An 11,728-nucleotide genomic window follows, 5' to 3' on the forward strand; every position below is an offset into this window, starting at 1 on the left:
GGGGAGAGGACTCGAACCTCCATGGTCTTTCGACCGCTAGCTCCTAAGGCTAGTGCGTCTACCAGTTCCGCCACCCCGGCCTAATAATTAAATTACTTTATAATTTTAGCATTTATTTATAAATTTAAAAGCCTCTTTTAGAGGCTTTTAAATAAAAATTTCTAATAAAATTATTGAGTAACGATATACTTCTTCATATCTTCAAATTTCTTATCACCTATACCTGAAATGTTTTTTATATCCTCAATTGTTTTAAATGACCCATTCTGATCCCGATATTCAATTATTTTCTGGGCAATAGAACCACCAATGCCAGGAAGTAATTCTAGCTCTTCTGGTGGAGCAGTATTAATATTAACTACTAATTCCCGCTCTGTACTAGTTGCGGTTATTTGAGGTTCTGGTTTCAAGCTTTCCTTCTGATTTTCAATTATATCACTAGTAGTGCTGCAGGCTGTTATTGAAGGTTTTTTTGTTACCGTACTTAATAATACAAATCCAGCACCAATTAAAATCACTTGGACTAAGACAATTCCTATATAAGTTGAATGATCTTTAATAAAATTCTTTAAATGCATAATACTCCTAAAATGAACTAAATATTATCATAAAATGGCCTATCTGTCAATGACTTTTTATCCTTTTATTAAATTCTATCAGATCTTTTTATAATTATGAAAAACCGCTTAGCGGCAAGCGGTTAGGTATTTATTAATTAGTGCGTGTAAACGCCAAAAATTTTTCTCGGTGAGTAAGGCTAAGTAATCTTTTACGTAGATGTTAACATCTTTATCTCTATACATTTCAATCAAAAACTCTTTTCTTTGGATCATCGAAATATCCCCTATTAAATAAAAGAAAACATCTCTTACAGCAGATCGAAATTTTTCTTCGTGCTGGATAATTTTTTTATGAAAATAATATTTTTCAAAAAGTAATTTTTTTAAATTATCTAGTTCTATCCCTATATCTAATTCAACATTAATTAATCTGCCTTCTGTATAAATAAAGTATCCTTTTTCTAGATAATTTCTATACTTATCGATTTGCTTTTTGCTTGCTCTATAGATACTTTGGCGGAGCTTTCTTTTTAAATGCTTTTTATGTATTTTGAACGGAGTTTCATATTAATTTCGCTTCCTATTTCTTGCTTTACAGATAACAGCACTTCTCCCATTAACAAGTTATCCAAAAAGTCATCAAGACTTAAAAAACCAAGATATAAAGCATCTTCTATGTCATCAGACAAATAAGATATAGTATCCGCTAAATCAACTAGCTGACCTTCCAAAATTAGATATTCAGTGCCAGGACACTTTACTTTAATCCCGTCAATAACTCCCTTTGTAAGATTAAGGCCGTCAAAATAAGGACTATATTGTTCAAGCTTTTCAACAACCTTGAACGATTGCTCGTTATGATCAAACCCTTTATAGTCTAACTCTTTAAAAATAGAATCCATTTCTCTCTCGAAAACATGACCGAATGGACCATACCCTAAATCATGAGCATTAGCAATGGCTCTTGCCAAATCGATATTTAATCCAAGGCTATCGGCTAATCTTTCACTGTTAAGATCCACAGAACCGGTATGAGTTAATCTTGTTCTTTAAATAGTAGGCATTAATGCGGTATCTCCGCAATCATAATATCCAATCCTTGAAACTTGTGTTTTATCTTCCAATGCCCTGTAAACAGGACAATCCAAAATACGCTCTCTATCTCTATAAAAATGAGAATTCCCAGATTTTATTTCCCTATATTTCCTAGATAAAGCTTCCCTTCTAGAAATTACATATACTCCTCTATCTATTTGCTTAAACAAAAATATCACCTTCTTTTTTAAAGTGCACCAACAAATTTTATATTATCAGTCAAAAAAGAACAAATTATTTAGATTGTAGAAAAGTTATTTTTAGACGGCCGTAAATTCTTTGATCAAACTGTTTTAGATTTTCAAATAAAGGAACTTCTGTTCTGCTGTCAGACTCCAAAACAATAATCCCTTGGGGTTTAAGTTTTTTTCCTGCGGCTTCTACAACTTTAAAATCTATTTCCTTATGCGGAGGGGTTATAAAAATCAAATCAAAGGCTTCGCCCGTATGATTAACAAAAAGATGCGCATCTTCTTGATAAACCCTTTCCGTAAACCCAAGCTTCTCAAGATTCTCTTTTATAAGTATTGAAGTTTTCTTATTATTTTCAACAAATTCTACACTTACAGCACCTCTGCTCAATGCTTCTAATCCAACTGCGCCAGTACCAGCATATAAATCCAAAACTTGTTTTTCCTCAATCCAACCACCCAAAATATTAAAAATAGATTCCCTAACTTTATCAGGCATCGGTTTCAAGTTTTCAATCCTGACAGTCGGAGGACCTTTTATTATAAATCCTTTTTTTATACCGCTTATAATTCTCATTCTAAATGAACTATCTCCTCTATTGATCTTATTTTCTCTTTAAGTAATGGATAACGTTTTAACGAAGGATCTTTGGCTATAATACTTTCTGCCATCTCCTTCGCATCTTTAATTAAATCATAATCAGTGAAAGAAGCTAGCTTAAATTCTACATAGCCTGATTGTTTTATACTGAATGTTGCACCGGGCCCCCTTAGAGACAAATCATATTCTGCAAGTTTGAATCCATCCGTGATTTTACTTAGCATTTTCAATCTCTCAATAGTTTGAGGATTCTTTGAATCAGTAAATAGCATAAAAAAAGACTGCTCACCTGCGCGCCCTATCCTACCCCTAAGCTGATGAAGTTGCGCTAAACCAAACCTATCTGCGTTCTCAATCATCATAATTGTCAATTGAGGAATGTCTATACCCACTTCCACAACAGTTGTAGCAATTAATATCTTTGTTAATCCTTTTCGAAAATTATCCAAAACCATTTTTTTCTCGTCTGCATTTATTTTTCCATGCAGCAAACCAACTCTGAATTCTTTAAAAATGTCTTTTGATAAACGTTCATATTCCTCTTCTACCGCTTTTATTCCAAACTTATCATTCTTTAGAATAGCCGGACAGATTACAAATGCTTGTTTTCCTTTTTTGATTTTTTCTCTAATAAACTCATAAGCATCTGCTCTTTTTTTTGAGGGCACTAAAAAAGACTTAACTTTTCTTTCACCTTTTGGCATATCTTTGAGTATAGAAATATCTAAATCACCATAAACCGTCAAGGCAAAGGTTCTGGGAATCGGCGTGGCAGTCATAGATAAAAAATGTGGTGTAATTTTCTGATTTTTTTCTTTTAAGGCCTTTCTTTGTTTAACCCCAAATCTATGCTGTTCATCAATTACAGATAAGCCGAGGTTATTAAACTCTATCTTTTCGGCAATTAGAGAATGAGTTCCTATCAAAATATCAATCTTTCCCCGTTTAAGCTTGTCTAGCACTAATTTCTTTTCCTTGGCTTTAGATGAACTAGTTAAAATTTCTATGTTTAATTTAAAATCCTTTAAGAAGCTTTTTATTTTAGAAAAATGTTCCCAAGCTAAAATTTCAGTCGGAACCATTAACACACCTTGATATCCGGTACAAGAAACAAGAAATAATATAATAGTGGCAACAATAGTTTTACCAGAACCAACATCGCCTTCAAGAAGACGATTCATTGGACGATTTTTTTCAATATCTTTTATGATTTGCCAAACTGCTTTTTTTTGAGAAACAGTAAGCTTAAATGGTAAATTATCTATCATTTTTTTAGCAAGCCCTAAATCAATTTTTATCGAAGGACTGTTTTCCTGTCTTAATTTTTCCCTAGCGACAACACTTGAAAATTGCGGAACAAAAACTTCATCAAATGACAATCTCTGTCTTGCCTTCAGCAGATAATCATTGTTTTTGGGAAAATGGATATTCAAAAGAGCATCTTTTAAATCTAGAAAATTTTTTGCTTTTTTAATTTCTTCCGACAAAAAATCCGCTATCTCAAACTCCGACAAAAGCGGCTTTATTAAACTCCTCAACCACTTGGAACTTATTCTTGAATTTTCATGATAAACAGGAGAAATCCTACCAAGATGCTTTGTCTCTAAATTTTGTCCCCTTAAAACTTCATATTCGGGATTTTTTAAAAATGTTTTTCCCTTATCTAATTCTAATTTGCCTGCCAACAAAATATTATCTTGCACATTAATATTTTTTGTTAAATAAGATTGGTTAAACCAAACAACTTTTAGTGTTCCTGTTTCATCAGAAACTAACGCCTCTGTTATAAAAAAACGGCGGTTTCTTGTATGGTGGTTTTTTATCTGAGACACTTTTACTTTTACAGATATTTTTTGATTTAATTTTACATCACTTATTTTTACAATATTAGAAAAATCTCTATAAACTCTAGGATAATAAAAGATTAAATCTTCAACTGTTACTATGCCAAGTTTTTGAAGATTCTTTGACCTATATTCACCAACCCCCTTTAAAAATCTTACTTCTTTATTTAAATCAATCATTTTTATGGGAGGATTTTCTATAAAACATCCCGAAAAATAATAATAAATAACCAACAGTCATGGCAATTTGAGACATAATAACCAATGCTATGCTTTTTGTCACCAGCATTAGAGGACCAGTTAAGCTGATTATAATGAAACTTAACCCTAGAAGAAGATGCTTTATAAAATATTTTTTATTTTTTATACCTTCATTGAGAAATAAGATACCGGTTGGAAGCCAAGCGATAAGACCAAAGATATACATGCTCAAAGAAACAGATAAATCTAAGTTCCAAAATATAACCCCTTTTATTATTTCGGGACGAGGTGGATTAAAAACTTGGTATATATCAAGCAAAAAAGAAAAGATGAGCAAAACAATAACTACTAATCGTTTATTGATCTGAGGAAATTTTAGACTAAGAGGTATATTAACACCATAAGCAAAGCTCGCAAACAATAAACCATCACCAATTATTTTATAAAAAATAAAATAATACATATCCGAATAGAAAAAGAATAGATCACAAGCAAAAACAAAGAAAGATGACATCAATATCAAAATTGTTCCGTAAAAATATTTAGCTAGCCGGCTATCAGTAGATAATTGATTTTCCGGTAATCGAGGATCTATATTTTCTTTTTTCAATACTATCCGTATTCGATATACAAAAAGAGCCAATATCAAAGTATCTATTGCGAATACTACCGCCGAAAAATTTAAATTAATCATATTATCCTATAATACTTAAATGATTTTTGCCCAACGCCTCTTGCCTACTTTGATTATCATTCCTTTATGAGGCACTAATAATTCTTCTTTTTCGTAAATTGTTGTTCCATCAACATCAACAGCGCCTTGCTCCACTAATCTGCGTGCATCAGATTTACTTTGAACAAGTTTTAAAGATAAAAGAAGATCAATCAACTTCATTTCTTTCTTTATTATGCTAAAAGTAGGAATATCGGAAGGAATTTCTTTATTTGCAAAGACTTTTTTAAATTCTATTTCTGAATTCTTGGCATCTTTTTCGCTATGTAGCTCCTTAACAATTTCAAAGGCTAGTTTCGCTTTAATATCTTTCGGATTAGCGCCCTCATTTAATTCTCTAATCAATTTATTTACTTTAGCCATAGACATATCGCTAGCCAAAGTTAAATATTGCGGAATTAAATGGTCTTTCATGGACATAATTTTTCCATACATATCAAAAGGTAAATCAATTACGCCTATATAGTTATTAAAACTCTTAGACATTTTACGGCCGTCAGTACCTTCAAGTAATTTAAACGTCAATACTGTATGGATTTTATTATTTAACTGTTTGGCTAATTGCCGGCCGGCTAACATATTGAATGTTTGATCAGTGCCGCCAAACTGAGCATCAGCGTCAAGGGCTACGGCGTCATAACCTTGAATTACTGGATATAAAAACTCATGAAGATGTATCGGTCTGTCTTCTTTAATCCTTTTTTCAAACATATCCCTTTGAAGCAATTGTTGAACAGTAAAATGAGCAGATAATTCAATAATTTTCTTAAAATCCATTCTATCGTTCCATTCGCTGTTGTATCTAATAACTGCCGGATTTTTACCGGTGAAGTTCAAAAATTTTGATGCCTGTTCTTTGTAACTTTCAGCGTTTTCCAAAACTTGCTCTCTAATCAATGGCTTACGCATTCCATTGCGATCCGTGGGGTCACCTATCATCCCGGTAAAGTCTCCTATCAAAAAAATAATTTTGTGCCCCAATTTTTGAAAATCTCTCAATTTTCTCAAGACAACAGCATGACCAAGATGTATGATTGAACCAGAAGGATCCACACCATAATAAATTTTAATTTTTTTACTGGACGATAGAACCTTTTTCAGCTCATTCTTAGTAAATATCTCTTCAATACCCCTAGATAATAATTCATTACTAACCATATAAACTCCTTTTTATAATTATACCAAAGAAATAACGCATTAAAAAGTTGTAACTAATTGATAAAAAATCGTTTTGATTTCTTAGTGTTTGTTTGCTATAATCCTAACGAAAGAAAGTAGAAAAATGGATAAAAAGAAAAGCCTAGTCAGGCTTGATCATCCAGACAAAAGAAAAAAGAAAAACATTCTCAAAAAAGCAGGTAGAATCATTACCTGGAAAAATGCAAAGAAACTTATACTATATTCTTTTTTTGGTTTCTTCAGTTTTGCTTTGCTTTTATTCGCATGGTTTGCCAAAGATTTACCTAGCCCTAATAAAATAAATTCCAGACTTCTATCTGAATCAACTAAAATCCTAGACCGGGAAGGAAACCTTATATATGAGGTTCACGGCGATAAAAATCGAACCGTTATTCCTTTTAATGAAATGCCTCAAAATATCAAAAATGCAACCATAGCAATTGAAGATAGAGAATTCTATAAACATAGGGGTTTTAGCATCAAAGGATATGGACGGGCACTTTATTATGATCTTATACACAAAGACATGTCCCAAGGCGGCAGTGGCATCACTCAACAGTTTGTGAAAAACGCACTTTTGACAAGAGAGAAGAAATTATCAAGAAAAATAAAGGAACTAATATTATCTATTGAAATAGAACTTATTTATTCAAAAGACGATATCTTAAAAATGTATCTTAATGAAATACCTTACGGATCAAATGCCTACGGCATTGAAGCAGCCGCCAAAACCTACTTTGGCAAAAGTGCAAAAGATCTAAGTCTTCCAGAATGTGCAACAATTGCTGCAATGGCAAAAGCGCCAACATATTATTCACCTTTCGGAAGTCATAAAGATAAGTTATTGGAAAGAAAAGATTTAGTATTAAATGAAATGGTTAAGCAAGAATATATTGAAGAAAAAGAAACAAAAAGTGCACAAAATGAGAAATTAACCTTCACAAGAAAAAAAGAAAGTATCACCTATCCTCATTTTGTAATGTATGTAAAAGAAAAACTAGTTGAAAAATACGGCGAAAAACTAGTTGAAGAAGGTGGTCTTAAAATAACAACTACTATTGATCCCCAAAAACAAAAAATAGCCGAGGAAGCCATAGCTAAAGGTACTACTAAAGTCAAAAAATACGGTGGATCAAATGCATCATTAACATCTATTGATCCAAAAACAGGACAAATATTAACAATGGTGGGTTCTTTTGATTATTTCGATGATTCCATAGATGGTAATGTAAATATAGCAATACGAGACAGACAACCTGGATCATCTTTTAAACCTTTTGCTTATGCCACCGCTTGGAAAAAAGATAAATATGGACCAGGAATGCCAATGTTTGACCTTAAAACAAGTTTTACTATTGGGATTAAGGACTGTAAGAACAAAGAGACATATTGCCCTGAAAACTATGATGAAAAAGAACATGGTGTTCAAACAATGCGAGCCTCTCTAGCCCAATCACTTAATATACCTGCAGTTAAAACCTTGTACATAGCGGGAGTAAAAGATACTATAAATACCGCTCACGATATGGGAATAACTACTTTAAATCAAGACCCTTCTCATTATGGACTATCACTAGTATTAGGTAGTGGTGAAGTGAAATTATTAGATATGGCTGGTGCTTATGGCGTATTCGCAAACAAAGGCGAGAAAAAAGATGTTACTCCAATATTAAAAGTAGAAACTTCTAAAGGAAAAGTTATTGAGGAATACAAAGACAAAAAAGGCAAAACAGCCATTGACCCGCAAATAGCATATCTTATGTCTAGCGTTCTCTCTGATAATAATGCAAGAACTCCAATATTTGGATCTAACAGCCCCCTAACTTTAAAAAACCGACCTGTAGCCGCCAAAACCGGAACAACTCAAGAATGGAAAGATGCATGGACAATTGGCTATACACCTTCATTGGTTGCCGGCGTATGGGTAGGTAATAATGACGGTAAATCTATGAGTAAAGGTGCTGACGGATCTTTTGTTGCTGCTGGAATTTGGAATGATTATATGAGTAAAACCCTAGCCGGCACAACAATTGAAAAATTTGAGAAACCACCAGGGATTAGAACAATAACCATTGATAAAGTAACTGGTAAAAAACCCATGCAAGGATCAGAAACCGTTACAGATGAATTCCCCTCTTGGTATAACCTGGAGAAATCTCAAGGCAAAACATATAAAATAAATAGACTGGATGGAAAACTTGCTACTGAAGACTGCCCAAATGATGTTATAAAAATTATCAAAACCCCTCAAGTTCAAGCAGAAATTCCACCCGGCGATAAGGCTTATACACAATGGATGGAGCCAATATCCAGATGGGCCAGAAGCCATGGATACGGCACAATGGTTTTACCGACTGAATATACAACTCTTTGTGGGGTTGGTAACCAACCATCAGTTTCTTTATCGTTAAGCTCAAACACAATTGATCTTGGCGATTCTGTAACTGCTACGGCTATTGCAAGTGCCCCGCTTGGCGTTAATAAAGTTTTATTTTACTTAGACAATGATTTAGTAGGCACTGATTCATCATCACCATATATAGTATCTATAACCCCTTCATCGGCTGGCTCACATAGAATCACAGCAAAAGTAAAAGATAAGGGAGCTAATTATGGCCAGGATTCTAATTCTGTATATGTATCCGGCAGCGGCAGTATTCCTGGTGTAACTTTAAATTTATCTATAGTAGGTTCTACATCTATTAAGGCTATTCTTTCTGGAGAAGCAACAGCTTCGGATGTAATGCTTTATTTTACAAAAAATAACGATAGTGTTGTCGCTGATAGTATGACACCTACCGGAAGTGACGGCGAATATGTATGGTCTGGTTCTACATCTGAATATAAATCAGTATATGCAAAAGCCTCAACTAATAAAGGAACTATCACTAGTAACACAATCGATTTATCTGGATAAAATAATTACATTTTTTTAGGCGCTGATATACCTATCAATCTAAAAACATTCTTAAAAATATTCCTACAGGCTATAACCAAAGCAACTCTGGCTTGTCTTGTTTTTTTATCATCGATAATTATTCTTTCTTTCTCGTAAAAAGCATGGAAAGCTGTTGCCAATGATATAAGATAATGGATCAAACGATATGGCTCATACTTCTCCCCTGCTGATAAAACCACGTCCTCAAAACTAATTAGTTCTTTAATTAATACCCGCTCAAAAGGACTAGTTAATGATTCTAGATTGATTTTAGTAAAATCTAATTTTAATTCCTTCTGATTTATTTTTTCTAAAACACTGTTTATCCTAGCATTGGCATACTGGCTGTAAAACAATGGATTTTGTTGACTCTTTTCCTTAACTAAATTTATGTTTAAATCTAAATGGGTATCATTTGATTTTGAGATAAAGAAAAATCTAACTGCATCAGAACCAATCATATCCAGAACTTCCTGAAGTGTAACAAATGTACCCTTTCTTTTAGACATTCTTATTTCTTTACCGTTTTCCTTTAAGTTTACAAATTGATTAAGAATAATATCTAAACGGTTTTTAAAACCAAAAGCGGTTAAAGCGGATTGGAGTCTTTTAATGTATCCATGATGATCAGTCCCCCAGATATCTATCGCTTTATCAAACCTCCTGGTAAATTTGTTTCGATGATATGCAATATCAGATAAAAGATATGTCGGCTCCCCGTTTGATCTTACGATTACCCGGTCTTTATCGTCGCCGAATTCTTTTGCTTTAAACCAAATAGCTTTTCCCTTATTATAGGTTAATTTTTTCTTGATCAGATCTTCTGCTGCTTTTTTGACAAAACCAGATTTATGAAGACTTGTTTCAGAAAACCAATTGTCATAATTAACGCCAGCTTGTACTAAGGTTTTTTTAATCTCGTTAACTATTCTATCAATAGCAAAATCAGAAAAATACTTAGTCCTCTCTTTAATGTTTTTCTTAAGCCATTTATCTGCATCTTTATCTTTTATCTCATTTACTATATCTATAATGTATTGGGCTGGATACATATCTTTGGGAAATTTAACTTTTTTACCTAATGATTCTCGGTATCTAAGTTCCACTGATTTGCCTAAAGTTTCTATCTGTTTTCCGTAATCATTTATATAATATTCGCGCGTTATACCATACCCTAAAAATTGCAGAATATTGGCTAAAACATCACCAATAAAACCACCCCTACTATTGCCGGCTGTTAATGGACCAGTTGGGTTAGCTGATAAATACTCAAGGATAATCTTTTTACCCTTTCCAATATTGCTTTTACCGAAAGTTTTATTATTTAAGATATGTTTTAATTTTGATAAATAAAATTGATTAGAAATGGTAAAGTTAATAAAACCATTTGGGGCGATATCAATATTTTTAATATCTTTGTCTTTAGGAAAATTATCTAAAATGATTTTAGCAATATCTTGTGGCGATTTTTTTTCTTTTGCCGAAAGCTTGAAAGCAATATTTGAAGAAAAATCACCAAATTGAGGAAGAGATTCAGCTACTTCTATATTTTCTTTATTACTAAGACTTTTTTTGCTAATAGCTTTATCTAAAGCTTTTTCTAAAAGTTTTTGTATTTTTTCTTTCATATATTTATTATAATTTTTTAACTACTATTTAAATCCAGCATTTTAAGTGCCCCTATCTTCAAACGCAAAAATTATATTCTAGCAGTATTATAACAGATTCTGTTTTATTCGTTCATATAAAAAGTGCGGGATAAATTGTATAATGAAATGGTAGTAATTTAAATCCCGTTAGAAATTTTTCTTTTTACTTAGCTTAATGTTATGATTTTGACTATTTCTAAACAGGATAAATCTATGGGAAAAATATTAGCTAAAAATAAAAAAGCATATTTCGATTATGAAATTCTTGAATCATATGAAGCAGGTATAATTTTGATTGGCTCAGAAGTAAAATCAATAAAAGAAGGAAAAGTCCAACTAGTAGGAAGCTATGTTAGTGCTAGAAACGGTGAAGTATGGTTAGTTGGAACGCATATATCACCTTACAAATCAGGACAAGTCTTTGAGCCGGAAAGACCCAGAAAGCTTTTATTGTCGAAAAAGGAAATTATCGAACTTATTGGTAAATTACAGACTAAAGGAACATCTTTAATCCCTATCGAAATTTACCTTAAAAAAAATCTTATAAAAGTTAGAATTTCCGTGGCCAGAGGGAAGAAAAAATACGACAAAAGAGAAACTATAAAAAAACGTGAGCTGGAAAGAAGTTTAAGACGGAATTATAAAAATATAAAAATATAAAACATTTTGTGCAACTGAATAAGTTACGAAACATTTGAGACTCCTGCAAATAACTAAGGAGTTTCCAATATGCATAT

Annotated in this window: 11 protein-coding genes and 1 tRNA gene; 2 read left to right on the top strand and 10 right to left on the bottom strand. The window is 32.5% G+C overall.

Annotated elements, in window-relative coordinates:
* The 9 genes from COX95_01190 to COX95_01230 form a co-directional block, all read right to left on the bottom strand.
* Positions 1-77 (bottom strand) — tRNA-Leu (locus tag COX95_01190).
* A 93-nt stretch (positions 78-170) separates the two neighbouring features.
* Entirely contained in the window at positions 171-578 is a 408-nt protein-coding gene (locus COX95_01195; protein PIZ86471.1) for a hypothetical protein, read from the bottom strand.
* Positions 579-686: 108 nt separating this feature from the next.
* A complete protein-coding gene (locus COX95_01200; protein PIZ86472.1) occupies positions 687-1,109 on the bottom strand; it encodes a hypothetical protein in 423 nt (140 codons plus the stop codon).
* Positions 1,091-1,582 (bottom strand): hypothetical protein, encoded by a 492-nt coding sequence (locus COX95_01205; GenBank protein ID PIZ86473.1) that lies wholly within the window; start codon positions 1,580-1,582, stop codon positions 1,091-1,093. Before COX95_01205 ends, COX95_01200 begins: the two co-directional genes overlap by 19 nt.
* 27 nt (positions 1,583-1,609) lie before the next feature.
* On the bottom strand, positions 1,610-1,825 hold the full coding sequence (locus COX95_01210) for a hypothetical protein (protein PIZ86474.1): 216 nt from the start codon (positions 1,823-1,825) through the stop codon (positions 1,610-1,612).
* Between the two features lie 64 nt (positions 1,826-1,889).
* Entirely contained in the window at positions 1,890-2,423 is a 534-nt protein-coding gene (gene rsmD, locus COX95_01215; GenBank protein PIZ86475.1) for a 16S rRNA (guanine(966)-N(2))-methyltransferase RsmD, read from the bottom strand.
* Positions 2,420-4,471: a DNA helicase RecG gene (locus COX95_01220; protein ID PIZ86476.1), complete on the bottom strand. Its 2,052-nt coding sequence runs from the start codon at positions 4,469-4,471 to the stop codon at positions 2,420-2,422. Before COX95_01220 ends, rsmD begins: the two co-directional genes overlap by 4 nt.
* Entirely contained in the window at positions 4,464-5,186 is a 723-nt protein-coding gene (locus COX95_01225; protein PIZ86477.1) for a hypothetical protein, read from the bottom strand. Before COX95_01225 ends, COX95_01220 begins: the two co-directional genes overlap by 8 nt.
* Before the next feature lie 15 nt (positions 5,187-5,201).
* Positions 5,202-6,383, bottom strand: a complete 1,182-nt coding sequence (locus COX95_01230; protein PIZ86478.1) for a tyrosine--tRNA ligase — start codon at positions 6,381-6,383, stop codon at positions 5,202-5,204.
* A gap of 124 nt (positions 6,384-6,507) precedes the next feature.
* Between COX95_01230 and COX95_01235 the strand changes: the two genes are divergently transcribed.
* Complete coding sequence (locus tag COX95_01235) at positions 6,508-9,321, top strand: hypothetical protein (protein PIZ86479.1); 2,814 nt, start codon at positions 6,508-6,510, stop codon at positions 9,319-9,321.
* A gap of 5 nt (positions 9,322-9,326) precedes the next feature.
* Here the strand turns inward: COX95_01235 and COX95_01240 are convergent, their stop codons facing one another.
* Positions 9,327-10,970: an arginine--tRNA ligase gene (locus tag COX95_01240; protein ID PIZ86480.1), complete on the bottom strand. Its 1,644-nt coding sequence runs from the start codon at positions 10,968-10,970 to the stop codon at positions 9,327-9,329.
* Between the two features lie 213 nt (positions 10,971-11,183).
* Between COX95_01240 and COX95_01245 the strand changes: the two genes are divergently transcribed.
* Positions 11,184-11,651, top strand: coding sequence for an SsrA-binding protein (locus COX95_01245; GenBank protein PIZ86481.1), 468 nt, complete (start codon positions 11,184-11,186; stop codon positions 11,649-11,651).
* Positions 11,652-11,728 lie beyond the last annotated feature (77 nt).

Source organism: bacterium CG_4_10_14_0_2_um_filter_33_32, assembly GCA_002792735.1.
GTDB lineage: Bacteria > Patescibacteriota > CPR2_A > CG2-30-33-46 > CG2-30-33-46 > CG2-30-33-46.

What these genes read in the sequence shown, in the direction of transcription:
- COX95_01195 (PIZ86471.1), bottom strand. Translation starts at nt 578, where the DNA reads ATGCATTTAAAGAATTTTATTAAAGATCATTCAACTTATATAGGAATT.
- rsmD (PIZ86475.1), bottom strand. Translation starts at nt 2,423, where the DNA reads ATGAGAATTATAAGCGGTATAAAAAAAGGATTTATAATAAAAGGTCCT.
- COX95_01220 (PIZ86476.1), bottom strand. Translation starts at nt 4,471, where the DNA reads ATGATTGATTTAAATAAAGAAGTAAGATTTTTAAAGGGGGTTGGTGAA.
- COX95_01225 (PIZ86477.1), bottom strand. Translation starts at nt 5,186, where the DNA reads ATGATTAATTTAAATTTTTCGGCGGTAGTATTCGCAATAGATACTTTG.
- COX95_01230 (PIZ86478.1), bottom strand. Translation starts at nt 6,383, where the DNA reads ATGGTTAGTAATGAATTATTATCTAGGGGTATTGAAGAGATATTTACT.
- COX95_01235 (PIZ86479.1), top strand. Translation starts at nt 6,508, where the DNA reads ATGGATAAAAAGAAAAGCCTAGTCAGGCTTGATCATCCAGACAAAAGA.
- COX95_01240 (PIZ86480.1), bottom strand. Translation starts at nt 10,970, where the DNA reads ATGAAAGAAAAAATACAAAAACTTTTAGAAAAAGCTTTAGATAAAGCT.